Source organism: Paenibacillus sp. EKM206P (assembly GCF_011066155.1).
Classification (GTDB): Bacteria; Bacillota; Bacilli; order Paenibacillales; family Paenibacillaceae; genus Paenibacillus; species Paenibacillus polymyxa_D.
Genome location: NZ_JAAMNQ010000002.1, coordinates 28,350 through 52,889 on the forward strand (window position 1 = coordinate 28,350; position 24,540 = coordinate 52,889).

The 24,540-nt window shown below is 47.6% G+C and carries 23 protein-coding genes; all 23 read left to right on the plus strand.

Going from position 1 to position 24,540, the window contains the following annotated elements; all coding sequences use genetic code 11:
* Nucleotides 1-333 precede the first annotated feature (333 nt).
* The 23 genes from G9G53_RS03835 to G9G53_RS03945 all read left to right on the plus strand — a co-directional run bounded on the left by G9G53_RS03835 (nt 334) and on the right by G9G53_RS03945 (nt 24,463).
* Nucleotides 334-2,073 carry an ABC transporter substrate-binding protein gene (locus G9G53_RS03835; RefSeq protein ID WP_165145436.1) on the plus strand — a complete coding sequence of 580 codons (1,740 nt, stop codon included), beginning with the start codon at nt 334-336 and terminating at the stop codon, nt 2,071-2,073.
* 68 nt (nt 2,074-2,141) lie between these two features.
* Nucleotides 2,142-3,104: an ABC transporter permease gene (locus tag G9G53_RS03840; RefSeq protein WP_023991143.1), complete on the plus strand. Its 963-nt coding sequence runs from the start codon at nt 2,142-2,144 to the stop codon at nt 3,102-3,104.
* An 11-nt stretch (nt 3,105-3,115) separates the two neighbouring features.
* On the plus strand, nt 3,116-4,039 hold the full coding sequence (opp4C, locus tag G9G53_RS03845; protein ID WP_029518954.1) for an oligopeptide ABC transporter permease: 924 nt from the start codon (nt 3,116-3,118) through the stop codon (nt 4,037-4,039).
* A gap of 13 nt (nt 4,040-4,052) precedes the next feature.
* Nucleotides 4,053-5,036, plus strand: a complete 984-nt coding sequence (locus G9G53_RS03850; protein WP_165145438.1) for an ABC transporter ATP-binding protein — start codon at nt 4,053-4,055, stop codon at nt 5,034-5,036.
* Nucleotides 5,033-5,998 (plus strand): ABC transporter ATP-binding protein, encoded by a 966-nt coding sequence (locus G9G53_RS03855; protein ID WP_013312795.1) that lies wholly within the window; start codon nt 5,033-5,035, stop codon nt 5,996-5,998. The genes G9G53_RS03850 and G9G53_RS03855 overlap by 4 nt, the downstream gene beginning before the upstream one ends.
* A gap of 159 nt (nt 5,999-6,157) precedes the next feature.
* Nucleotides 6,158-7,099 carry a D-alanyl-D-alanine carboxypeptidase family protein gene (locus tag G9G53_RS03860; protein ID WP_069012452.1) on the plus strand — a complete coding sequence of 314 codons (942 nt, stop codon included), beginning with the start codon at nt 6,158-6,160 and terminating at the stop codon, nt 7,097-7,099.
* Nucleotides 7,100-7,334: 235 nt separating this feature from the next.
* Nucleotides 7,335-8,393, plus strand: coding sequence for an LCP family protein (locus tag G9G53_RS03865; RefSeq protein ID WP_165145439.1), 1,059 nt, complete (start codon nt 7,335-7,337; stop codon nt 8,391-8,393).
* A 45-nt stretch (nt 8,394-8,438) separates the two neighbouring features.
* The gene (locus tag G9G53_RS03870) at nt 8,439-8,867 is read left to right on the plus strand and encodes a CBS domain-containing protein (protein WP_013312792.1); all 429 of its coding nucleotides are present in this window, start codon (nt 8,439-8,441) and stop codon (nt 8,865-8,867) included.
* Nucleotides 8,868-8,988: 121 nt separating this feature from the next.
* Nucleotides 8,989-9,291, plus strand: a complete 303-nt coding sequence (locus tag G9G53_RS03875) for a MazG-like family protein (protein ID WP_013312791.1) — start codon at nt 8,989-8,991, stop codon at nt 9,289-9,291.
* Between the two features lie 5 nt (nt 9,292-9,296).
* Nucleotides 9,297-10,214, plus strand: coding sequence for a DUF2232 domain-containing protein (locus tag G9G53_RS03880; RefSeq protein ID WP_165145440.1), 918 nt, complete (start codon nt 9,297-9,299; stop codon nt 10,212-10,214).
* A gap of 11 nt (nt 10,215-10,225) precedes the next feature.
* Nucleotides 10,226-12,214 carry a DHH family phosphoesterase gene (locus tag G9G53_RS03885; protein ID WP_165145441.1) on the plus strand — a complete coding sequence of 663 codons (1,989 nt, stop codon included), beginning with the start codon at nt 10,226-10,228 and terminating at the stop codon, nt 12,212-12,214.
* A complete protein-coding gene (rplI, locus tag G9G53_RS03890) occupies nt 12,211-12,654 on the plus strand; it encodes a 50S ribosomal protein L9 (RefSeq protein WP_165145442.1) in 444 nt (147 codons plus the stop codon). Before G9G53_RS03885 ends, rplI begins: the two co-directional genes overlap by 4 nt.
* Before the next feature lie 2 nt (nt 12,655-12,656).
* Complete coding sequence (gene dnaB, locus G9G53_RS03895; protein WP_013373892.1) at nt 12,657-14,015, plus strand: replicative DNA helicase; 1,359 nt, start codon at nt 12,657-12,659, stop codon at nt 14,013-14,015.
* A 377-nt stretch (nt 14,016-14,392) separates the two neighbouring features.
* Nucleotides 14,393-15,679 carry an adenylosuccinate synthase gene (locus G9G53_RS03900; RefSeq protein ID WP_029518946.1) on the plus strand — a complete coding sequence of 429 codons (1,287 nt, stop codon included), beginning with the start codon at nt 14,393-14,395 and terminating at the stop codon, nt 15,677-15,679.
* Between the two features lie 203 nt (nt 15,680-15,882).
* Nucleotides 15,883-16,707, plus strand: a complete 825-nt coding sequence (locus G9G53_RS03905) for an ABC transporter permease (RefSeq protein ID WP_069012367.1) — start codon at nt 15,883-15,885, stop codon at nt 16,705-16,707.
* Between the two features lie 53 nt (nt 16,708-16,760).
* On the plus strand, nt 16,761-17,792 hold the full coding sequence (locus G9G53_RS03910; protein ID WP_029518944.1) for an ABC transporter ATP-binding protein: 1,032 nt from the start codon (nt 16,761-16,763) through the stop codon (nt 17,790-17,792).
* 98 nt (nt 17,793-17,890) lie between these two features.
* Nucleotides 17,891-19,060, plus strand: a complete 1,170-nt coding sequence (locus G9G53_RS03915; protein WP_025723151.1) for an extracellular solute-binding protein — start codon at nt 17,891-17,893, stop codon at nt 19,058-19,060.
* Between the two features lie 2 nt (nt 19,061-19,062).
* Entirely contained in the window at nt 19,063-19,905 is an 843-nt protein-coding gene (locus G9G53_RS03920) for an ABC transporter permease (protein ID WP_165145443.1), read from the plus strand.
* A 31-nt stretch (nt 19,906-19,936) separates the two neighbouring features.
* Nucleotides 19,937-21,451, plus strand: a complete 1,515-nt coding sequence (locus G9G53_RS03925) for a hypothetical protein (RefSeq protein WP_165145444.1) — start codon at nt 19,937-19,939, stop codon at nt 21,449-21,451.
* On the plus strand, nt 21,448-21,915 hold the full coding sequence (locus G9G53_RS03930; protein ID WP_029518940.1) for a hypothetical protein: 468 nt from the start codon (nt 21,448-21,450) through the stop codon (nt 21,913-21,915). The genes G9G53_RS03925 and G9G53_RS03930 overlap by 4 nt, the downstream gene beginning before the upstream one ends.
* Complete coding sequence (locus tag G9G53_RS03935; protein ID WP_165145445.1) at nt 21,908-22,915, plus strand: CehA/McbA family metallohydrolase; 1,008 nt, start codon at nt 21,908-21,910, stop codon at nt 22,913-22,915. Before G9G53_RS03930 ends, G9G53_RS03935 begins: the two co-directional genes overlap by 8 nt.
* A gap of 27 nt (nt 22,916-22,942) precedes the next feature.
* A complete protein-coding gene (locus G9G53_RS03940) occupies nt 22,943-23,659 on the plus strand; it encodes a GntR family transcriptional regulator (protein ID WP_165145446.1) in 717 nt (238 codons plus the stop codon).
* Nucleotides 23,660-23,806: 147 nt separating this feature from the next.
* Complete coding sequence (locus G9G53_RS03945) at nt 23,807-24,463, plus strand: hypothetical protein (RefSeq protein ID WP_165145447.1); 657 nt, start codon at nt 23,807-23,809, stop codon at nt 24,461-24,463.
* Nucleotides 24,464-24,540: the final 77 nt, after the last annotated feature.

Consider the following 24,540-nt stretch of genomic DNA (forward strand, 5'->3'; position numbering starts at 1 on the left):
ATTCTGAAATGTTATTTTATATTACATGAAATCCTGGTTTTTGTCATTTTCCACAAGTAAAATTCATAAACTTTACATAAATAGATGTTTTGCATTTGTATATTACATAAAAAAAGATATTGACGTGATATTATTTTACACTTAAGATAAACCTTAATAAAAATGTAATGGTTGTTAGTGTACAAAATTGACCAGAGGTCTAAAACACGTGTTTACGCTATTAGGACAGTAAGGAGGATGTGCAACTTCATTTTCAAACCTCAAGCTTTAACGAATCACCGCAGGAATGAGACAGGCTGTTAAATAAAGAACCGACTAAGGGGGATTAACAGGATGATGCAGACGAAAAAATGGGTTTCTTTGCTTATGGTGCTTACGATCGTTGGTGTTCTGTTTGCAGGATGTAGCGGAGGTGCCAATGAGGCACAGCCACAGGAAGGCAATGCGGGCAATAAAACAGAGGGAAATGAAGCAAGTGCACCTGTTACGGAGGGCGTTATTAAAGCAACTGATCTGTCGCAAAACCCTCCGGGAGCAACGAATCGGAAAGATAACATTGTGGTAGGTATGACATCACCTAAAGGGGTATTTAACCCGCTATTCTGGCAAACCAGATACGATTTACATGTGGTCAGAACAGTATTTGACTCCTTCTTACAGGTGAAGGCAGATGGTACATATGAAAATAGTTTGGCTGATAAGGTTGATGTATCGCCGGATGGTCTAAAATATACATTCCATCTGAAACCAGGTGTGAAGTATAGTGATGGCACGCCAGTAACCGTGCAGGATTATGCTTTTGTACTCAAAGTGTTGCATGATCCGAATTATGATGGAGAAACCGATGTATTGTCTTTTAAGATTAAAGGCGGTAAAGAATATCACGATGGCAAAGCAAATGATATCTCGGGGATCAAGGTCATTAATGATAATACAGTAGAGGTCACCGTTACAGAAGCAACAGCGTATACGAAGGATTTTCTGGGTGAGCAATACTTTATGCCAGAAGCTTATTATGGAAAAGGGTTCAAAAAGGGTAACCTGGACAGCATCAAGGCGCTTAATAATAAACCAATCGGCTCCGGGCAGTATGTGCTGAAAAGCTTCTCTCCGGGTCAGCAAGTCGTTCTTGAAGCGAATCCAAACTACTTCAAGGGCGCACCTAAGGTGAAATCGGTTATTTTTAAAACAACAACAGAAGAAACGAACCTGTCTATGCTGCAAACGGGCGAAACGGACATGGACAACATCACAGTTACGGAAGACAATGTAGAGGAATTAAAGGCTCTAGGCTTCTTGGACGTGAATATTATGCCGACAAATGGCTATGGATATATAGCGTTTAATCACAAGGAAAAGAAATTTCAGGACCCTAAAGTACGTCAAGCTCTAACGATTGGCTTAAACCGTAAAGAGATTGTGCAGGGCGTGTATGGCCCATATGCGAATGTCATTAACATTCCACAATCTACAGAATCCTGGTCTTATACGGATGAAGGCATCAACAAGTATGAATTTGATACAGCGAAGGCGAAGGCTTTGCTGGATGAGGCAGGCTGGAAGGTTGGTGCTGACGGGATTCGCGAAAAGGATGGCGAAAAGCTGACCATTAATTTCTCTGCGACTGCTGATAATCCAGTAGTAGAGGCCTTGCTGCCAATCATGTCCAATAACTATAAGGAGCTAGGCATCAAGCTGACTTCCGAAACTCTAGATTTTAACGCTATTATGGATAAAAAGGATACGGGCAAGTTCGATATGTTCTTCGCGGCTTGGGGCTTAACTCCAGACCCGGATACAACGACTTTTATTACGAATGGTGCACAAAATGATATCGGCTATTCCAATAAGAAGGTCGATGAACTAACGCTTGCTGGTAAGCATGAGCTGGATCAAGAGAAACGCAAACAGATTTATAAACAGCTCTATCAAGAGTTGAACAAAGATCTGCCAACTATTTTTATGTACCAACGCAGAGATATGTGGCCAGTTAATGGACGTGTAACCGGCTTGGAAATTACACCATACAAAGATTTTGAGTTCACTCTGCATAACGCTCAGATCGCTCAATAAGGGTTGCCAAACGTATGCTCAGCTCTCACGAGCTGGGCATATCACTTTATTCGTCTGGAGGAATGAATATGAAGCAGTACATTATTCGAAGACTGCTGCAACTCATCCCCACACTTATTGGCATATCCATTATCGTATTTGCGATTTCAGCCATGGTGCCGGGTGATTATATTACAGCCAAGCAGAACCCAAATATGACCGCCGAAAAGGCGCAGCAGCTACGACATATCTACGGGCTGGATAAACCGGAATACCAACGCTATTTTATATGGGCCGGTAATATGTTAAAGGGGAATATGGGGGATTCATTACAGCATAAGCAGCCGGTAACGAAGGTCATTGGCAATTATGTATGGAACTCATTTATTATCGCTTTTTTTAGTCTTATTTTCAGCTGGTTGATTGCGGTTATTGCAGGGGTATTTTCAGCCAAGTTCCAATATTCGTTATTCGATAAGTTTGTCACATTATTTATTTTCTTATGTATGTCGCTGCCTTCATTTTTTATTGGTCTATTGGTCATCAAAATATTTGCCCTGGAGTGGGGAATTCTCCCGGTTGGGGGCATGACCACAGCAGGGATGGAGCCAGGCTCATGGGCTTATATGGTGGATGTTCTCAAGCATATGTTCCTGCCGACACTCGTACTTACGATGCTGAGCACAGGAAGCCTGACCCGGTATTTCCGTACAGGCATGTTGGAGGTCATTCGTCAGGATTATATTCGTACCGCACGCGCCAAGGGCTTGAAGGAACGGACAGTTATTTTCAAGCACGCACTGCGCAATGCACTGATTCCAGCCATCACACTACTCGGCTTCGAGCTTCCGGCCTTATTTGGCGGGGCGATGATTCTGGAGAAGGTATTTGTGTGGCCAGGTGTGGGTCAGGTTTATCTGGAGTCGATTAGTATGCGGGATTATCCGTTTATGTTGGGCTTCACGATTTTCTTAGCGTTACTTACGCTTATCGGTAATTTGCTCTCTGATGTATTGTATGGCATGGCAGATCCAAGAATTCGCTTGAAGTAGGAGGGATACTATTGTCCGCAGAAACAGTCACGATTGAAACGAATCAAAAGGCGGCGATCCGTCCTGAAGCGTCTCCATGGAGAATCGCCGTTCGCCGTTTTAACCAAAACCGTCTGGCTTTGGCTGGTCTCGTTATATTAATTCTGATGGTTGTCATTTGTAGTTTTGGACCGATGATTTCACCTTATCATTTAGATGATTACAGGCTAGCTGACAAAAATTTATCGCCTAATGCTAAGTACTGGCTCGGTACGGATAAGTTTGGTAGAGATATTTTGCTGCGTACAATGCTGGCTGGCCGTATTTCCTTGACGGTAGGGCTGGTCGCCACGTTTATTTCGGTTATGATCGGCGCAACGCTGGGTGCGCTGGCAGGGTTTTATCGTAAAGGCGTGGATACGGTTATTATGCGGATTGCCGATATTTTCATGGCACTCCCTACATTACCGCTGCTTATTATTTTAGGTGCTGTTCTGTCGGATTTGAAGGTCGATCCGTCGAATCGCATTTATTTTCTGATGCTCATTATCGGGGTCCTGAGCTGGACTAGCTTGTCCCGTCTGGTCAGAGGGCAGATTCTTACGCTGCGTGAACAGGAGTTCATGCAGGCGACGGAAGCGCTAGGCTTGAGAGACCGTCGCAAAATATTCCGGCATTTGCTGCCGAACACGATTCCTACCATTATTGTTACGGCTACGCTTGGAGTAGCGGGTGCGATTATTACAGAATCTGCGCTCAGCTACTTGGGAATCGGTGTTGTGCCGCCCACACCTTCGTGGGGGAATATGATATCGGCTGCGAATAACCTAATTGACTTCCGCAAACGGCCTTGGATATGGGTTCCACCGGGAATGTGTATTCTCATTACAGTTGTAGCGATTAACCTGATTGGCGACGGTTTGCGTGACGCACTGGACCCTAAAATGAAGAAGTAGGAGACGAACGTTTATGAAAAATGCTTTGATTGAATTTCGTAACCTGAAAACCCACTTTCATACCTCTAGCGGAACTGTCAAAGCGGTCAATGACGTCAGTTTTAAAATTCGTGAGGGTGAAACGCTCTGTGTGGTAGGGGAATCTGGCTGCGGTAAGAGTGTAACAGCGATGACGATGATGCGGTTGATTGATTCTCCCCACACCTCAGACGGACAAATCTGGTTTGAGGGCAAGGACCTCCTAAAACTCAATAAAGGTCAAATGCAGCAGATTCGCGGTAATGACATTTCGATTATTTTTCAGGAGCCCATGTCTTCTCTGAATCCCGTGCTTACGATTGGGGAACAGATCACGGAGCCATTGCTGATGCATACATTAATGAGTAAAAGAGAAGCACATGCTCGGGCAATTGAGCTGATTAATTTGGTGGGGATTTCACGATCGGAAGAAATATTTCATTCCTATCCTCATGAATTGAGTGGCGGTATGCGCCAGCGGATCATGATTGCCATCGCATTAAGCTGTAATCCGAAGCTATTGATTGCGGATGAACCAACAACGGCACTGGATGTTACGATTCAGGCGCAGATTCTGGATTTAATGCGGGATTTGAAGGATAAGCTTAAAACCTCCATTATGCTCATCACGCACGACTTAGGCGTTGTGGCAGAAATGGCTGACTATGTGGTCGTTATGTATGCTGGAAACGTCATTGAAGAGGCGCCTGTCATTGAGCTGTTTAAAAATCCGCAGCATCCATATACTCAAGGCTTACTAAAGGCGAAGCCCGTCATTAATCAGAAAATGGATCGACTGTATTCCATCCCAGGACAGGTTCCAAACCCGATTGAGTTGGGGGAAAATTGTCATTTTCATGATCGGTGCTCCCATTGTATGCAAATTTGCAAGGATCAGGCTCCTCCCTTGAATGAAAAGGAGAATGGTCATAAGGTTGCCTGCTGGCTATATGAGAAAGAAGGAGGGCAACGGATATGAGCGAGCCTTTGATTCAAGTGGAAGGGCTGAAAAAGTATTTCCCGATCACAGGCGGGATTTTTCAGCGTACTGTCGGACATGTGAAAGCAGTCGATGATGTATCCTTTAACATTCATAAGGGTGAATCCTTCGGTCTGGTAGGAGAATCGGGTTGCGGCAAAAGTACGATTGGACGAACAATTCTCAGATTGATGGATAAGACAGAGGGATCGGTACGATATAAAGGAGAAGACTTGCATGCGTTAAACAAAGAGCAGATTCGTGCGCTTCGTCCGAAGTTGCAAATCGTCTTTCAGGACCCTTTTAGCTCACTGAATCCGAGAATTAAGGTCGGTGAAGCCATTGGAGAGGCGTTGCTGGATCACGGGTTGATTGATCGTAGTGAGCTGCGGAAGAAGGTCAATGAAACGCTGAATATTTGCGGCCTGTCCTCGTATCATTATGATCGGTATCCGCATGAGTTCTCTGGCGGTCAGCGTCAGCGGATCGGGATTGCACGGGCTTTGATTTTGAATCCTGATTTTATTGTGGCTGACGAGCCGGTATCTGCTCTGGATGTGTCTATTCAGGCCCAGATCATTAACTTGTTAAGTGATTTGCAGCAGGAACGCCAATTGACCTATCTGTTCATCTCGCATGATCTAAGTGTAGTCGAGCATCTTTGTAGCCGGATTGGTGTGATGTATCTGGGTTCAATGGTAGAGCTTTCCTCCAAGGAGGAACTGTTCAGTAATCCACTTCATCCGTACACGAAGGCGCTGCTATCGGCAGTACCGATTCCCGATCCCACGATTAAGAGACAACGGATTGTGTTGAAAGGAGACATCCCATCTCCGGCCAATCCGCCTTCAGGATGCAAGTTTCATACACGTTGTCCTATGGCAGAAGCACGTTGTAAAACAGAGATTCCGGTATACCGCGATGCGGGCGATCAGCATTTTGTAGCCTGTCACTTTGCCTAAAATATAATAATTAGGACAGCAAAATATCCGTCATCCTGAAGCAGAATTGACGGATATTTTGGCGTGGAATAAAAAAGGTAAAAAAATTGTATCTTTTTTTCGAAAAATTGCAGACAAAATGGATTTTTCATCGTCTAATAGAGTATGGAGGTTATTACGATGATGAAAAAACACTGGATACGTTGGGCTATTGTCGTCCCGTTACTTATTATATTGATTTTTATTACACTTGGACCCCGCCTGTTGATCGGAAAGCCGAATGTGGATGCAGAGGCAGCGGTGCTGATGGACATGCATACTGGGGAATTGCTGATGGATGTGAACGGTGATACACCTATGCCTTCCGCAAATATGTCCAAGCTCATGACCGAGCTATTGGTGCTGGAGGATATTCGGGCCGGACGGTTAGGTTGGAATGATGAAGTGCGAATTAGCCGTTACGCGAGTACGGTGGGTGGTGTAAATCTGTCTCTTCGGTATGGTGAAAGGATGACCGTATCCGAGTTGTTCCAGAGTATGGTTGTGTATTCAGCGAATGATGCCGCTGTCGCGTTAGCCGAGCGTTCAGCAGGGAATGAATCAGCTTTTGTGAAGCGTATGAATGGAAAAGCTGCCCAAATAGGGTTGTCATCCGATAGTCGCTTCAGCAATGCCTCGGGGGCAGGTCAGAGTGAATTGGGGCCCAATCACCCTGAGGATATTCAGGGAGAGACGAAAATGACAGCAAGCGACACGGCGAAGTTGGCCTCCTATTTGATTACGTCACACCCGGAGATTTTGAGAACGTCCAGTCGTACGCAGATGGAGTTGAAGGATAAAGGCATCTACATTAGTAATACGAACTGGATGCTGCCTTCCTTGGCTGGACCGTACTCTTACGCAGGAACAGACGGACTGAAAGCAGGGTACACAAGCGATGCTGGATACTGCTTCACGGGTACCGCTGAGCAGCATGGAAGACGGCTAGTTGCTGTGGTGCTGGGTGCTCCGAGCAAGGAAGAGCGTTTTGAGCAGACCCGGAGGTTGTTCGATTATGGTTTTGCCCTGTCGACTTCTTTTCCGGTGCGACTACAAAATTTGGCGAAACTGGCTCCACATTAAGGGAAAAATGACTTTGAAAGCTACATAGGATACGAATAAAAACATGAATTGGGGCTTTGACCGTGAGGTCGAGGCCCTTTTTGGTATGAATTCGAGGAGCTGACCACGCCATGACACTTTTGACAACAAGGTAGCAGACCTTTTATGCTTTGAGGGGAAGTTTTCGCTTCATGAGGGATCAATTCGGTTTAATGAAGAGATGGGATTTGTGACGGAAAGAAGGAAGGTACCGGTTATGGAGAGAAGACATAGGAGAAGGACCCGTGGAAAGACCAAAAAGAAAAAGGGGTTTACCGCTCTATATATTTCATGTATTGTTTTATTTTTGATTGCATTGGGAGGCTACCTGTTCCGCAAACAGCTGACACTGGTGGCTTTTGACTGGTTTGTATCACCGACGTTGGAAAGCAAGCTGGAGAAATCCTATCAGCCCCGACAATCCGGGGAACAGCAGCAGCAAGAGACAGTAGCTTACCGTAAGGAACCTTTTTCGGTACTGTTATTGGGTACGGATCAAAGACCCAATGAAAAGGCGCGTGGTCGCTCGGATACGGTTATGTATGCGGTAGTACGGCCCGCGGAATCGCGTGTGCTTCTGGTTTCTATTCCAAGGGATACGTACGTACAGATTGCCGGACATGATCCGAATCGCGATGGCGAGGATGATTTTGATAAGTTGGGGCATGCTTATGCGTTCGGAGGCGAAGATATGTCCATGGCTACAGTAGAGAAGTTGATGGAGCATAAGGCCGATTATTATGCTACGATTAATTTCCAGGGTATTCAGGATGCGGTGAATGCAGTGGGTGGAGTTGTGCTTCCAATCGACAAGCCCATTGAGAATAAGAATCCGCTGCATATCAAGTTCCGTATTGAGGCGGGCAAGCCGCTTTATAATGGTGAGGAAGCCATGTATTATGTTAGATATCGGGAAGATAGCGACTTCAACCGTACCAAACGGCAGCAAATTTTCCTGAACGCTATGGCGGATAAGCTGCTGAATATCAACGGAATTACCAAGATTCCAGAGTTGCTCGATATTATGGGAGCCAATTTCAAAACCGACATGGAACCTACTTTTATTACTGGGCTTGGCAAGCAGGCTATTTCACAGGGGAATCCGCAAATTTCAAGTTTTACGATTACGGGGGAAGGGTTCAAGAAGAAGGGCCTGTATTATGACCGGGCTAATGAACAGGAACTTGAATATGCCAGACTCATAATTGCCAACTGGCTAGATTCCGATACAACCCCGCAGACGCTGAGGCTTCCCGACAAGCAGGACATTCAGTGAATAATCAATTGATTTATATTTGATTTTGAGGGGGATTCGTTTCTCATGAATATCGCTTTTTTCTTGCTTCCCAAACAGGAAGTTGCTTGTGTAACGGCGGATGCTACTTTACGGCAAACGTTGGAACGGATGGAATATCACCGTTTTACAGCGGTTCCTATTTTAGATAAGGAAGGTAGATATACAGGTACGGTTACAGAAGGTGATCTGTTGTGGCATATGAAAGAGTCCGAGGGAAAAATCACCTTTGAAAACGCTTCTAAGTTTATGCTTAAGGACGTTCCGTTGCGGGTTACGATGAAGCCCGTATCCATTGATGCTAACATGGAGGATTTAATCAATTTGGCTAAGGTACAGAACTTTGTGCCCGTTGTAGATGATATGGAACGGTTTATTGGCATTGTACGTCGGAGCCAGATTATTGAGTATTGTGAAAAATTTGTATCCAGGGAATCGCTTAATACTTCAAGCTAAAATAAGCAACAAAGCTGCTCCGAAAATAACAATTTACCCTATGGGGTAACAGTTATTTTCAGAATAGGATATGCTATAATGGAGAATAAAGCTTTTTCAGAGGGGTGTGACTCTTCATCATATGCCTAAAGAAATGGATGTAGTTAAACGAGCCAAGGTTATTGAATGGCTTAAAACAGAGGTGCTGGACCAAGTCTCCCGTTTGTTTAAGGCAATGTGGGAAGGCAGTACAGCCCGCATTGGTGATTGCTTGGCGAGCTTAGTGATGAGCAGTTATATTTTGGGGAGGCGCCTTGGAGTGTCTTACCGTGAATTGGATGATCTACTCATCGACAAGCTAAGAAAGCACAGAAAAGAAGGACACCAGCTGGAGGATTGGTATCAGGACATTTCCGCACTGGAAGAACATATGCGTAAGAGGTGAAAACGTTGAAATTCCGCTTGGCAACTGTAGCATGGAGCGTCATTTATTTGCTTCTGCTGCTGACTCTATTGACACCATTAAGAATCATTACCGTATTTTTGCTGATTGTGCCTGGCGCTGTATTGTTTTCATCGCTGCCTTTCAAAGGATTTCTGGTTCACGTCATACCGGTGCTGTTCATTATAGCGCTACTCGATGTGTATTCGCTGCTCCCTGCGATTTATTTTCTGATTCCTTCAATCATGATGGGACGGATATATAAAAAGGGAGGACCTGCTTTTCAGGCGTTGATGACCGGAATGGGCATTATTTTAGCTGAGTTGTTGGTTGTTCTGTTTATCGCTACGTATTCCTTTGGGTTTGATCTTTCGCAGTATCTTCGTGATCAGGCTGCGATATCGGCAAGTATTGTACAGCAGGTTTTGAGTGTTAATCCGATGTTTTCAAACATGAATTGGACGGCAGAGGATACGCAGAAACTCGGCACAATGCTGATTGGAAAAATTCCGTATGTGCTGATCATGACCTCGTTCATATTGGCAGTGATTACGCATGCTTTGGCACGTCCGGCATTGAGCAGTCTCGATGTACCAGTACGCAAAATGAAGCCTGCCCGTGAGTGGAGGCTACCGCGCGCGCTGATCTGGTATTATCTGCTGGCAATTGTAATTGAATGGATAGCAGGGTCTTCCGATAGCAGCTGGATTCAAATGGTCTCCATTAGTATGCTGCCGCTGATTCATGCATGTTTTATTATCCAGACGATTGGTTTTGTATACTTCTGGACGCATAGCCGTAAAATGAGCCCGGTGATTGCGTTGCTGCTGTCGCTCGTCGTTCTGGTGTTCCAGCCGCTCCGCATTATAGGTATTATTGATTTGGCCTTTCCGCTGCGTGAAGCTATTACAAGATCAAAGAAATAGGGTGAACAGTCATGCCTAAATTTCTACAAAAACGCTGGCACGGCTATCAGACGGTCTGGGCGTTTTTACTGCTGCTGGTGCTTGTCATATGTATTTCCATGTACAACTGGGAACTGGGTGTGATGGGACTGCTGCTGTCATTCTTGCTCGGCGGGCTGATGCTGAAGACGGAATTGGATTTTCGTCGGGAACTGAATCAATATATCAGCGGTCTTTCCTTCCGGATCAAGCGGGTGGAAGGGGAAGCGATTAGTACATTGCCGTTCGGCATCATTTTATACAGTGAAAATCGAACGGTAGAATGGCACAATCGGTTTGCCGGGGAGATGTTCGAGGAGCAATCGCTAATTGGTGAGTCTCTTCAAGATTTGTTTCCTCAACTCGCAGGTGCCCTAAGCACCAAAAAGGAAACAAAGGAGTCTGCTCGTGAGCTGAAGGTGGAGCTACAGCATGATGAGCGTCATTATCAGTTTCTGATTGTGCCCGATGAGCGTCTGATATATTTGTATGAAGTAACGGAGTTGGCGGTGCTACGCAAGCAGTATGAAAACGAGCGATTGGCGCTCGGTATCGTCATGCTCGATAATATGGACGAGGCTGCTCAGGGAATGGACGATCAGCAACGAACCGCGCTTATTGCGAAGGTATCAAGCGAGATTACATCTTGGGCTAATCAGTACAATATTTATTTGCGTCGATTATCTTCTGAGCGTTATCTCATTATGCTAAATCATAAAGCGCTTCAGGAGCTGGAGCAAAGTCGATTCGTCATTCTGGATACCGTAAGGGAAATGACGGCGGATTTGAAAGTACCGATGACACTAAGTATTGGCTTGTCCTTCGGTGCAGAGAGCATCAAGGAGCTAGGTGAGCTGGCCCAATCCAGTCTAGATATGGCGCTCGGACGTGGGGGCGATCAGGCAGCAGTGAAGGCGGGACAACGCCTGTCCTTTTACGGAGGCAAGTCCAATGCTGTCGAGAAGCGTACCAGAGTACGTGCCCGAGTCATTGCACATGCGTTGCGTGATCTGATGCAGGAGAGCGACCGTGTGCTGATCATGGGACACAAAATACCGGACATGGATGCAGTGGGAGCGGCCATCGGTGTGTGGAAGGCTGCGGCACTCTACAATGTAGAGGCACATATCGTACTGGATAAATCCAATCCGTCTATCGACCGAATGATGGAGCAGGTAAACAAGGATGAGAAGTTATCGCAAGCGCTCATGACGCCAGAGCAGTCGCTCCAGCTGATGACTGAGCACAGTCTGCTGGTCGTGGTGGACACGCACAAGGCCTCCATGACAATTGAGCCGCGTTTGGTGCAAACGGCCAGCCGGGTGGTGGTTGTCGACCATCATCGTCGGGGCGAGGAATTTATTAACGATTCGGTTCTGATCTACTTGGAGCCATACGCGTCATCGGCCTGTGAGCTGGTGACCGAGCTGCTCCAATATATTCATGAGAAGGTCCAACTGACACCGCTGGAGGCAACATCACTGCTGGCAGGGATTACGGTGGATACCAAGCATTTTTCCCTGCATACAGGCTCGCGCACATTCGAGGCAGCCGGCTTTTTACGGCGTAGCGGAGCAGATACTGTTATGATCCAGCGCATGTTAAAAGAGGACCTGGATGAATATATTGCTAAGGCGGAAATTATTAAGCATGCTAAAATGATATATGGGCATATCGCAATTGCGGTGACAGAGCCCGGACAGAAAATACCGCAGCTCCTGATTGCTCAGGTGGCGGATTCATTACTCAATATGACGGATGTACTGGCCTCCTTTGTGGTCAGTGAACGTCCTGACGGCCTGGTGGGGATCAGCGCCCGTTCACTCGGACGCATGAACGTACAGGTCGTCATGGAACGGCTAGGCGGCGGAGGACATCTGACGAATGCGGCGGTTCAGCTGGATTGCCCGCTGGAGGAAGCCAAGCGCAGAGTGGTCGACGTGCTGGCCGAAATTGATGGGGAAGAGGGGTTATTTGAATGAAAGTGATATTCATTAAAGATATGAAGGGCCAAGGCAAGAAGGGGCAGATTAAGGAAGTGTCGGACGGTTATGCAGCGAATTTCCTGTTGCCGCGTGGTGTTGCCCGTCCAGCGACAGAAGGGAATATGAAGACGCTGGAAAATCAGAATGCTGCTGAGGAAAAGCGCAAGCAAGAGGAAAAGGAAGAGGCGCAAGCGCTCGGCAAAAAGCTGGAGGAGACAGAGGTTCAGCTCAAGGCGAAGGCTGGTGAAGGCGGAAGGCTGTTCGGCGCGATTACAAGCAAGCAAATTGCGGAGGCAGTAGCTAAAACCGGCATCAAGCTGGACAAACGCAAAATTGAACTGGAAGAACCGATTCGTACGTTGGGCGTGACTCAAATGACCGTTAAGCTTCATCCTGAGGTCAAAGCTACGCTGAAAGTACAGGTGATTGAAGAATAATTATGGGCGGCGAATTTTTTGATCGGATTCCTCCGCAAAATCTGGAGGCTGAACAGGCGGTTATCGGGTCTATTTTGCTCCAGTCTGAAGCACTGATTACCGCAATGGAGCGGGTGCAGACCGAGGACTTTTATGATAAGGCTCATCAGATGATTTACGAAGCAATGATTGAGCTGGGTGAATCCGGACAGCCGATTGACTTGGTTACGCTGACCTCGAAAATTCAGGACAAGGGACAGCTAGAGGATATCGGTGGTGTCAGTTATCTGGCGAAGCTGGCTCACGGGGTGCCAACAGCGGCTAACGTAGATTACTATGCCCAGATCATTGAAGAAAAAGCGATGCTTCGTCGCTTGATTCGTGCAGCTACGCAGATTGTGAGCGAAGGCTATAGCAGTGGCGAGGATGTCGCTGGTATGCTGAGCGATGCTGAGCGCAAGATTATGGAGATATCCAACGGGCGCTCAGGTAGTGGTTTTATTGCCATCCGCGATGTCGTGATGGAAGTGTTTGACCGCGTTGAATTGCTGCATCAGAACAAGGGCAATACGACTGGGATTCCGTCCGGGTTTGTTGATTTGGACAAGATGACGGCGGGGTTCCAGCGCAATGACTTGATCATTGTGGCCGCCCGTCCATCCGTAGGTAAAACAGCGTTTGCTCTGAATATTGCGCAAAACGTTGCGGTTCGGGCAAAGGAGACAGTAGCCATCTTCAGTCTGGAGATGTCGGCCGCTCAGCTCGTGCAGCGGATGATTTGTGCCGAGGCCAATCTGGACGCGAACGTCATGCGGACAGGTGAGTTTAAAGGCGACGACGATTGGGCGAAGCTGACGATGGGCATTGCAGCCTTGTCAGAGGCGGAAATCTATATCGATGATACACCCGGCATCACTGTGGCGGATATCCGTGCCAAATGCCGCCGTCTCAAGGCGGAAAAGGGACTGGGTATGATCGTAATCGACTACTTGCAGCTTATTCACGGACGAGGCAAAGCAGGCGAGAACCGGCAGCAGGAGGTATCTGAAATCTCACGGACATTGAAGCAAATCGCTCGTGAACTTGAAGTGCCTGTAATTGCCCTCTCCCAGCTGAGCCGGGGTGTGGAGCAGCGTCAAGACAAGCGGCCGATGATGAGTGACTTGCGGGAATCGGGTTCTATCGAGCAGGATGCTGATATCGTGGCGTTTCTGTACCGGGATGATTACTATAATCAGGAAACAGAAAAGAAGAATATTATTGAGATTATCATTGCCAAGCAGCGTAACGGCCCGGTCGGTACGGTAGAGTTGGTCTTTCTCAAAAATTATAATAAATTCGCTAATTACGAGCGTGCCCATTCGGATGCGTTCGCCGGATAACATATTAGTATCATTAAAAAAGGCTCTTTCGACGCGGATTTCGCGATCTCGAAGGGGTCCTTTTTTATAGAATTCACATATTTTCATATAAGGAATGAAACTCTCAATTACGAACAATACTATTTTCATGTAATATAATGTTCGCTTTTTATTTGACTTTAAAAAATGGTGCTGTTACACTTATAGTGCTGCTTCAACGCAGTGGGGAGAACATTACGCCCGGGGCTTTCCGAACCTACGGAATGTCTGCGACGGACGTTTTTTCCTGCTGTCCGAGAGCGCTCCATATCTGCTCGCTCAGGCGGTTGAAGTCGGATATGCGTAGTGTGTCAGCTCAAAATCAGAGTGTCTGTGGGCACTCCACGGAGGAATGAAACATGTCAACTGTAGTCGTTGTGGGAACACAATGGGGAGACGAAGGCAAAGGTAAAATCACGGACTATCTGGCGGAAAGCGCTGAAGTAGTGGCCCGTTACCAAGGCGGAAACAATGCTGGTCATACGATTCTCATTGACGGTAAAAAGTACAAGCTGAGCCTGATTCCATCCGGCGTTTTTTATGAAGATAAAAAGTGTGTTATTGGCAACGGCATGGTCGTAAATCCAGCCGCTCTTATTGAAGAAATTACTTACATTCATGATAATGGTTTTTCCACAAAAAATCTGGTTATTAGCGACCGTGCACATGTGATTATGCCGTACCATATGACGCTGGATGTGCTGGAAGAAGACCGCAAGGGTCCTAACAAAATTGGTACTACCCGTAAAGGGATCGGCCCTGCTTATATGGATAAAGCTGCACGTAACGGTATTCGTATTGCTGATTTGCTGGATGCAGAGGAATTCGAAAAGAAGCTGCGCCATCAAACGAAAGAAAAAAATCAAGTGATTGAACAAGTATATGGCGGCGAGCCATTGGATGTAGAAGCAATACTAAAACAGTATCTGGAATATGCTGAATTTATCCGTCCTTATGTAGGAGATACATCTGTCGTGTTGAATGATGCAATTGACGCAAATCAAAAGGTACTGTTTGAAGGTGCGCAAGGCGTTATGCTTGATATCGACCAAGGTACGTATCCTTACGTTACGTCCTCCAACCCGTCGGCTGGCGGCGTATGTATTGGTTCCGGTGTGGGACCATCCAAGATTCAACAAGTCATCGGTGTAGCTAAATCGTATACAACTCGTGTTGGCGATGGACCCTTCCCAACTGAGCTGAACGATGAAGTCGGCGATTACATTCGTGAAACAGGTCATGAGTACGGTACGGTTACAGGTCGTGCTCGTCGTGTAGGCTGGTTTGACAGCGTCGTTGTGCGCCATGCCCGTCGTGTCAGTGGATTAACGGGTCTTTCCCTGAACTCGCTGGACGTATTGACTGGCCTGAAAACGGTGAAAATTTGCACAGGTTACAAGTACCGCGGTGAGGTGATTACGCATTATCCGGCTAGCCTGAAAATGCTGGCGGAGTGCGAAGCGGTATATGAAGAAATGCCAGGTTGGAGCGAAGACATCACTGGCGTGAAAACGCTGGAGGAACTGCCTGAGACTACACGCAATTACGTACAACGCGTGTCTGATCTGACAGGTATCCCAATTGCTATTTTCTCGGTTGGGCGTAATCGTGATCAAACGAATCAGGTGCTTCCGATTTATTTGTAGGACAAGAATGATATAGCTATTAATACATGTTCAAAGAGAGAGGCTGTTAGCAGCCTCTCTCTTTTTTTATTCTGTGAAGTGTTAAATGGTATCTTTCCCTTTACATAATCTTATCTTCCTTGTCGATTTGTGATAACAAACCCTCTCTATAATCCAAATAGAAAAGAGATTTGGACGTCTAGACGTCTTGAGAGGGATGAATTATGAACTGGTATCTTCGCTCACTCGGCACACGCAAAATTGTTGAATTCATCGTGCTTATCATTTTCGTCATCTTTTTCCTGGGGCCTCTGACCAATCTCCTCCTCTTGGCGGTTTCAGGAAAATGGCAGTATCCTGCACCGCTCCCGCAGAGCTTGTCACTGGAATGGTGGAAGTTTGTACTTACCCAGGATGATGTAGTCAGCTCGATTTCCCTATCCTTCCTGATTGCGATTACCGTTACGGTCTGCTCCATTATCGTATGTATTCCTGCTGCTTATGCCTTTGCACGAATTTCTTTCCCGCTCAGTAAGTGGTTCCTTTTCTCATTCCTGCTTACGCATGCTTTTCCGAAAATGGGTTTGTATGTGTCCATTGCCGTGCTATTCTACCAATTCGGTTTGATGAACACTTTTGCAGGCATTGTGCTCATCCATATGGTAAACACACTCATGTATATGACCTGGATTCCATCCTCTGCCTTCCGCAGCGTACATCGTGCACAGGAGGAGTCGGCGCGGGATGCTGGAGCCGGACCCTTTCGGGTGTTTTGGAAAATCACCTTTCCTATGGCGCTGCCCGGCATTGTGGTTGCCTCCATCTTTACCTTTCTTGCTTCACTGGATGAAGCACAGGGGACACTTCTTGTCGGAACGCCGGACTATAAAACAATGCCAGTCATCATGTATTCCATCATTGCTGATTATCCGAGCACAACAGGTGCTGTTTTCTCAGTCATTCTAACCCTGCCAACGATCATTCTGCTATTGGCAGCCAAGCGTTTTGTAAGTGCCGATGTACTGGCAGGCGGATTTCAGGTGAAATAACGTAATTGGTCAAAAGAGGAGTTTGCAAAATCCTGAAAAAGGAGCCTAAGCTAATGCCCATTCAATTATCCATTCAAGAGTTAACCAAGCGCTTCAAGACAGGAGACGGAGTCAAAGGCATTTCACTTGACGTGATGAAGGGAGAGCTGGTGACACTGCTGGGACCTTCCGGCTGTGGTAAAACAACTGTGCTTCGCTCCATTGGCGGTTTTTTGGACCCGGACAGTGGCGACATTCAGATTCAGGGTAAAAGCGTACTCAAGCTGCCGCCCGAAAAACGTCCGACGGCTATGGTGTTCCAAAGCTATAATTTGTGGCCGCATATGACCGTGTATGACAACCTGGCTTTCGGGTTGAAGATTCGAAAGGTGAAGAAGACAGAAATTGACCGTCAGGTGAAGGAAGCGCTAGCGCTGGTTCGGCTAGAGAGCGCAGAGCGTAAAACGCCGGGACAGCTCTCGGGAGGTCAGCAGCAGCGGGTAGCACTCGCTCGGGCTTTGCTGCTAAAGCCTGATGTATTGCTGCTGGACGAGCCTTTTTCCGCGCTTGATGCCAAATTGCGCATGGAGATGAGAGAGGAGCTGCGTGATATTCAGACCCAGACAGGAATGACGATGGTGTTCGTCACCCATGATCAGGAGGAGGCGCTGTCCATTTCCGACCGAATCGTCGTTATGAATGCGGGCCGGATTGAGCAACTTTCTTCGCCGCAGGAGATTTATGACAAGCCACAGTCCCTTTTTGTAGCGGGTTTTATTGGCCGTATCAATTTATTAAAGGGGGTGAGCACAGGTCGCAGTGTCTCTGTGAGCGGAATACCGTTTGCACAAGAGCATGAATACACAGGTGAATCCATGGTTGGTGTAAGACCAGAGGATATTGTTCTGACGACGGAAGAAAATGGTTCTCTAGCCGGAACAATCAGACAAGTGATGATTCTAGGGCATTATGCGGAAGTTTCGCTGGATAGCGGTACCCATCATCTGAAAATGTTTGTGCCGCGTGAACGAGCGGCCGAGCTGCGCAGTGGAGAGCACATCAGATTCAGCTTCAGTAAAATAGTTACTTTTCCAGCAGCACAGTGAAGATTCACGATCAACCTCTATATCGCATCAATGTCCGTCACGAACGCATCATCTGATGATGCTGCGAACTTGTGCAACTATCTAAAGGAGGCAACAACGTGTTTGGGAAAAAGAATATGGGTCTGGTTTTGGCAGGGGTACTTAGTTTATCGTTGTTGGCTGGTTGTGGTAACGGCGGTAATGCCGCCACGGCTACAGGGGAAGCCAAGTCTACAAAAGCGGGGGCCGCTACGGGAACGACGGAAATTTCCTTGTACACTGGAGGGTCTCTGAACGTCAAAGAGCTGTGGGAAACGTTAATCAAGGACTTTGAAGCTAAAAATGATCACGTTAAGGTCAAACTGGTGTATTTGCCAGCAGGGACCGGAGGCGCATCTACACTGGATCGCCTGATTGCAGCCAAGAAAAGCGGGCAAACCGATACAGATATCGACCTGTACGAAGGCAGTCTGGATGACATCACCAAGGGGGTAGGCGAGAAACTGTGGGAAACGGTTGACGCTGCCAAGGTTCCAAATTTGAAGAATGTTGATGAAACATATCTCAAGCAAGTCAACAATCAGGCCATTCCATATCGTGCCTCTTCGGTTGTCCTTGCCTATAACAGTGCAAAAGTAGCGACGCCTCCGAAAACAGCCGACGAGCTGTACACGTGGATTCGCCAGCATCCAGGCAAGTTTGCTTATAACGATCCGTCTACGGGTGGGTCAGGCAGCTCGTTTGTGAACACGGTGATCTATAATTTCCTTCCGCCAGAGGCGATGAACAGTGATGATCCGGCAAATATGAAGAAATGGGATCAAGGCTTCTCACTGCTTAAGGAGCTGGGCCCTTCAATGTACCAAAAAGGAGTCTATCCTAAGAAGAACCAAGGCACGCTTGATATTTTGGCGAGTGGAGAGGTTGATATGGTTCCAGCCTGGTCTGATATGGCGCTCGAGCAGCTGGCTAAAGGGCTACTTCCAGACACGGTGAAGCTGACACAGATCGATCCTGCTTTTACAGGGGGACCCTCTTATCTGATGGTTCCTTCGCTCTCCTCCAAAAAAGAAGCCACTCAGGAATTCTTGAATTATATACTGACGCCTGAAGCGCAAACGGTGGTTATTAATAAAATGTACGGCTACCCGGGGATTAAGTGGAATCTGATGCCAACGGAGCTGCAGGAGAAATTCAACAGTGTATCTTCTGGATACCGCAGCTTTAACAGCGGAGAGCTTCAGCAGGAAATTTACAAACGCTGGCAAAGTGAAGTAGCGGGCGGTTGATCATGAGTTCATTGTCCAAAAGGGGGATGCTGGGGCTTGCCCTGGTCATCCCGTCTTTTCTCATTTTGCTGGTCGTCGTTATTATTCCGATTCTTTATGCCGTGAAGGAAAGCTTGATTGATCAATATGGAACGGGCTACGGGCTGGCCAACTATATTCGGCTGTTCACGGAACCTGCCATGCGTAGAAATATCATGTATACCATTAGTGTCACGCTAGTCTCGACGGCCCTTACTCTGGTCATCAGCTATGCTTTGGCGATTTATCTGAGATTCGGCAAAGGGGTTGTCGTGAAGTGGATAGGCCGGTTGTATTTTATTCCGATGTTTGTTCCCGGTGTAATTGCAACGTATGCGATCATTACCATGTATGGCAATCACGGTTGGGCTGCACGTCTTTTGCTGCCGCTTGGAATTGAAACGATCCCGAGGATTATTTATGACTACAAGGGTCTGGTGCTGGCTAATTTGTGGTTCAACATTCCGTTCGCAACCATGCTGCTCAGCTCGGCACTTGCCAGCATTCCAAACGCTGTCGTCGAAAGTGCCAGAGATGCTGGAGCCAGCACGATGCAGCTGTTTGGTCGCTTTATTTTACCCCTTTCCTATAAAACGATGTGGGTTGCGGTGACCTTCATTTTCATGGGAATCATGGGCAGCTTTACGGCTCCCTTCCTGATCGATGCCAACTCACCACAAGTGTTGGGTGTTGCGATGCAGCAGGTGTTTTCCAGCTATCAGGAGACGCATACGGCCAGCGCAATGGCAGTATTTATGTTTTTACTGTGTTCTTTTATGGGCTACTTTTATATTCGGACAATGGTGAAGGATGCGGATGCCAGCTAGACTGCCGTCATACACTAAGGAGGTTACAGGGATGAATAGCCAAGCAGAGGTACAAATTACCGGGTTTAGTGGGCGAGTGTGGGAAAAGGATTTGCTGGATTGCGGTTATCGGATTGCCTTACACAAAGCGGAGGTTGAGCTCAGCCCGGGAAACGGGTTCCGGTTTAGGTTCTCCATGCCAGAAGACGGATACGCGGAGCTTGATCTGTTCGCCAGATCAGACAGTGACTGGGCTGCGACAGATCGAGAATCTGCCTTCGTACGCCTCTACCTAAATGAAGCCTATAATCAGGATGTCATTTTGTACTATGGCAGCAGTCAGGGAGTGTATACCCGTTTGTTGGGATACCTAAAAGAAGGCGATTACGAGGTCTATGCTGAATTCCGCGAACTGGAATCGGCTCCGCTTGTATCTCGAGCATGGATTGACGGGGTTGAACTGCGCTGCGTGGCTGATTCCTCTCCAAGATCACTGATTTATCGCCATACCCCGCTTTTATATGGCCGCAATCTGTCACATCCCTATGAGAATCGCTTTACGGATACACCACTTGTTTTGTTCTATTCCATAGAAGTGAACGAGGGGAAGACGGTCATCGAATACCAGATGATGTTCAGCCATGAAGATGAGGGAACGCCCGCGCCGCTGCTTATGAGCAAATGGGGAAGAACCACCGATATCGAATGGATGTACCGCGTCGAGCTAGATGCAGGGGGCAATGTTCTGGAAGCTGTTTTCCAGGGGGCACATCATATTACGACTGCGTTTAATGGCAGTTATGATCTGGGTGGCCATCCTGTTCTCCAATCCGCAACAACCAATGGAAACTTTAAGGATGACATTTCATCGGACTATCGTTTTATGCTGCCGCCTGCTTTCCAGTGGAAACCAGAGGAAGAGCCGCGTGAGGCGGTCATGAGCCGTTTTCCTTTTGCCTATCAGGTCACTGGGTGGGAGATGGAACGTCAGCAGGAGCTGGAAATGCCGTCACAAGCGTCTTCCATTGCACTTGCACACCAGCGTAGCTATGTGTTTATCCAGACTTCCAAACGTCCCTTACGGGATTCAGGCAGAGAATCGTCTCCAGGATTCAGGCCGGGCTTCAATCGGCGCGAGGAAGATGCATGCGTCGATATCCAGCTTCGTCTTCACGGCTCGGAGCAGTGGGATTCATCATGCCACCATGATCTGAGACTCGGGGAGTTTAGAGCCGCTTATGAGGGGGCAGAGTCACATTTTTCTACCACGGTCAAGCTATCTGGAGAGGCTGTGCTTGAGGATATAGCTGAAATTAGAGCCGTATTGCTGGAAGGCGGTGCGGATAGCATGGAAGTGGCTGGACTGTGTGCCTTTACGTTAAACGAGGATAATCTCCCGCAGTTTCCAGGTATTCATACAGACCGGGTGATTGAGCTGACGCGGCTTCAACCCGTAGGTGTTTTATGGACAGCCGACAAAGACGTGTCGGGTGATGAAGGACATCCTGTGAATGATATGGTGAAGCAAGTTGTAAATGAACCGTCCAGCAAGGATGGGCAGTCATGAGCAGACTACTGTATGTGGAAGGAACGGTCGACAGGACCTGCACCCAGAGCCATATTACGTACTCCTTCCATATTCCGCAGCCGACTGAAACGATTCGTATTCACTTCTCTTACACGCCCAAGTTATTGGAGGATCAAGAGCAAGCACGAGGAATCATTGAGGAAAGCATGTGCAAATACGGATACGACGAGCCGGGGCATTCATCCGATCTATGGAAGAAGTATATACCGCTGCAAAATTTATTAACGCTGTCTGTCGATGATCCTGTCCGTCACCGGGGAAATGCGCACCGTCCCGAGATGCAGCAGGAGCATTGGCTCGGTTCGTCTGCGGCTTCGCCGGGGTTCCTTGCAGGAGATCATCCGGCGGGCATGTGGCGGATTACGGTCAGTCTGCATGCCGTTGTGACCGAGACGCTTGCCTACCAAATTCATGTATTGGGGGAGGAAGCAGCATATGCTTAAATGGATTCCAGCTGAGCTTCACACCCATACGCTTCACAGCGACGGCAAGCACACGCTGGAGGAGCTTGTTCAAAGCGCAGTGGATCTGGGACTTGAATGCATCGCTATGACGGATCACAACACGCAATCGGCACTTGCGGATCAGGAAGGGGTTCAGCGGCAGTTCGGTCTCCCGATCATTTCAGGGATGGAGTGGACGACCTTTTACGGGCATATGCTGACGCTTGGGGTTGACCGCTTTATCGACTGGCGTGTGCTGGGGCCAGATGACATTCATGAGGGGATTCGGCAGGTGCATGAGCAGGGAGGCATTGCAGGGATTGCCCATCCGTTCAGGATCGGAAGTCCGATCTGTACGGGGTGCTTTTGGGAGTACACGATTCAGGATTGGCACGAGGTGGATTATATAGAGGTCTGGTCAACGCTGATGCCATCTATTAAGCGGGATAGCCAGCGGGCGTTTGCCATGTGGACCGATTTGTTGAATCAGGGGTATCGCATCACTGCCGTAAGCGGTCGGGACTGGCATGTATCTAAACCGGATGATTCACTTCCGGCTGTTACATATCTGGGAGTTCATGATGAAGCAGAAGAGCGAGAAGGTTTAGAAGGCCGGGCAGTTGAGGCGATTCGCCACGGTTCAGTGTCAGTTACGATGGGACCGCTACTGACGATGTGGGCGCAGATTAAGGGCAGAGAACATCGTTATCACATCGGCGAATGTATAGAGCTGACTGTAGAGGATCCACTATCTGTGACGGTTCAATTGGATGTAGAAGGAAGAGCAGCCCATTATAATCTCAAGCCTCAGAATCTTCGTCTTCTGCTGACAAGTAGTCAAGGCATATGCTCGGAGATTCAGATCCCTGCCCAAACAGGAGAATATACGCTGTCATTGCAAGACCCGCTAGGAAAGGGCTGGATACGAGCGGAGCTTTACGGCTGCATGGAAGACTGCGTGATGATGATTGCTTTTACGAATCCGATTTATATGGCTTAACACAATAGAAAGGCTGGGCTTCGGACGGTGTCAACAAAACAAGAGAACATCAAGCAGCGTATAGAAGAATATATGAAGGTTAATCAAATGGGTCCGGGGGATCGTCTGCCGTCGGAAACTGCACTTTCCCAATCGTTTCGTGTCTCGCGTACGACGCTACGGGGAGCTATTCGCCAACTGGAATCGGAAGGTAAGCTACTAGTAAAACACGGGAGTGGCACGTTTGCGACTTGCCCGCTGCCGAGTATTCCAAGCTCGCTGGACCGCCTGTACAGCATCGGTGACATGATTCGTTCGGCAGGGCTACGGGAAGACGAGCAGCTGGAATCCATTCAGAGAATTTCGGTTTGTCCTCCTGATATTGCCGAACAGATGAGATTTTCCGAGAATGAGCCCATGATTGCTCTAGAGCGTACACGTACTGCCAACGGAGAGGCTGTAGCCCACTCTATAAACTGGATGCCAGAGAAATTAGCCGCTCCCATTTTGGAAGATGACTCTTTTTCAGGCTCGCTTTTTCAGAGTCTTGAGTTCAAGGCGGGGGTACGAATTGTTGGAGCCTATTCCGAGCTTACCGTTCCAAACTATGACGACGCACATATGACACGTCTGCTGAAGCATCCGCAGGCTACGGTATTACTATTGAAGCAGCTTCACTATGATGAAATGAACAGGCAGGTGCTGTATTCCCTCGATTATGTCCGCAGTGACATTTTTCGTTTCTGGGTGCGTCGTACACGCTAATTCAATTAGAATGTGGCATCTCCTATTGAATGGTGCTAGTTTTACATATTTCATGGGTTAAAAATCGTCATATCTCGTCAATACTGATCTATATGCACTTCATGATGATACACACATGGCAGGATGCGTATAAGGAGGTAACGGGATATGAGGTGGCTTGGATGGCTGCTCAAAAAAGGAATGACGGTCGTGTTGGTTAGCGCACTAACGCTGGCAGTGACAGGTGTAGTCGTTAATGCTTATGTTCAATCGCTGCTACGGCAGTTTAACATTCAGCTTGATCAACAGCCCATATGGGGATTGGGTTGGCTAAAAGGCAGCGCGGGCACTGACCCAAGCACAGACACGGGGAAGAACAAGACGACAGGAAGTGGCTCGGGAAGTGTAACACCGCCTGATGATGCGTTGCCTGTCATGGGACAGGGCTTAGAAGAAAGCGGAAGTGAGGCAGGTGGCGCAGCCAATGGCAAGGTATCTCAGGAGGGGGCTGCGTCGGCCGGAACATCAGGCAACGAGTCACGGAAGCAGGCAGAAGGTACAACTACACCCGAAACGAGTATTGAAGGCCATGATTTAGTGATTACGCCCGACCATTTGACAGAGAAGAAGAACAACTTACCGGCTGCACAGAAACAGGAAATTTTTGCGATTCTGATGAATAAGCTGCCGCCGGAGGAGATGCAGAAAATATCAGCCGCGATGGAAGGCGGTCTCACTGAGCAGGAGCTTCAGGATATTCAGCAGGTGCTTGCGAAGTATTTGACCAAAGAGGAATATAACAAGCTGATGGCTTTGCTTAAATAAGTATTTTACAAAAATCCAATAAGCGACTTCCAATGAACAAGATATAGAGCGAAATGGGTTAGTTTGTCTAGATGAAT

Excerpts from the sequence above, each read along its gene's own strand:
- G9G53_RS03835 (WP_165145436.1), top strand. The coding sequence starts at position 334 with ATGATGCAGACGAAAAAATGGGTTTCTTTGCTTATGGTGCTTACGATC.
- G9G53_RS03840 (WP_023991143.1), top strand. The coding sequence starts at position 2,142 with ATGAAGCAGTACATTATTCGAAGACTGCTGCAACTCATCCCCACACTT.
- G9G53_RS03850 (WP_165145438.1), top strand. The coding sequence starts at position 4,053 with ATGAAAAATGCTTTGATTGAATTTCGTAACCTGAAAACCCACTTTCAT.
- G9G53_RS03855 (WP_013312795.1), top strand. The coding sequence starts at position 5,033 with ATGAGCGAGCCTTTGATTCAAGTGGAAGGGCTGAAAAAGTATTTCCCG.
- G9G53_RS03860 (WP_069012452.1), top strand. The coding sequence starts at position 6,158 with ATGATGAAAAAACACTGGATACGTTGGGCTATTGTCGTCCCGTTACTT.
- G9G53_RS03865 (WP_165145439.1), top strand. The coding sequence starts at position 7,335 with ATGGAGAGAAGACATAGGAGAAGGACCCGTGGAAAGACCAAAAAGAAA.
- G9G53_RS03870 (WP_013312792.1), top strand. The coding sequence starts at position 8,439 with ATGAATATCGCTTTTTTCTTGCTTCCCAAACAGGAAGTTGCTTGTGTA.
- G9G53_RS03875 (WP_013312791.1), top strand. The coding sequence starts at position 8,989 with ATGCCTAAAGAAATGGATGTAGTTAAACGAGCCAAGGTTATTGAATGG.
- G9G53_RS03885 (WP_165145441.1), top strand. The coding sequence starts at position 10,226 with ATGCCTAAATTTCTACAAAAACGCTGGCACGGCTATCAGACGGTCTGG.
- rplI (WP_165145442.1), top strand. The coding sequence starts at position 12,211 with ATGAAAGTGATATTCATTAAAGATATGAAGGGCCAAGGCAAGAAGGGG.
- dnaB (WP_013373892.1), top strand. The coding sequence starts at position 12,657 with ATGGGCGGCGAATTTTTTGATCGGATTCCTCCGCAAAATCTGGAGGCT.
- G9G53_RS03900 (WP_029518946.1), top strand. The coding sequence starts at position 14,393 with ATGTCAACTGTAGTCGTTGTGGGAACACAATGGGGAGACGAAGGCAAA.
- G9G53_RS03905 (WP_069012367.1), top strand. The coding sequence starts at position 15,883 with ATGAACTGGTATCTTCGCTCACTCGGCACACGCAAAATTGTTGAATTC.
- G9G53_RS03910 (WP_029518944.1), top strand. The coding sequence starts at position 16,761 with ATGCCCATTCAATTATCCATTCAAGAGTTAACCAAGCGCTTCAAGACA.
- G9G53_RS03920 (WP_165145443.1), top strand. The coding sequence starts at position 19,063 with ATGAGTTCATTGTCCAAAAGGGGGATGCTGGGGCTTGCCCTGGTCATC.
- G9G53_RS03925 (WP_165145444.1), top strand. The coding sequence starts at position 19,937 with ATGAATAGCCAAGCAGAGGTACAAATTACCGGGTTTAGTGGGCGAGTG.
- G9G53_RS03930 (WP_029518940.1), top strand. The coding sequence starts at position 21,448 with ATGAGCAGACTACTGTATGTGGAAGGAACGGTCGACAGGACCTGCACC.
- G9G53_RS03935 (WP_165145445.1), top strand. The coding sequence starts at position 21,908 with ATGCTTAAATGGATTCCAGCTGAGCTTCACACCCATACGCTTCACAGC.
- G9G53_RS03945 (WP_165145447.1), top strand. The coding sequence starts at position 23,807 with ATGAGGTGGCTTGGATGGCTGCTCAAAAAAGGAATGACGGTCGTGTTG.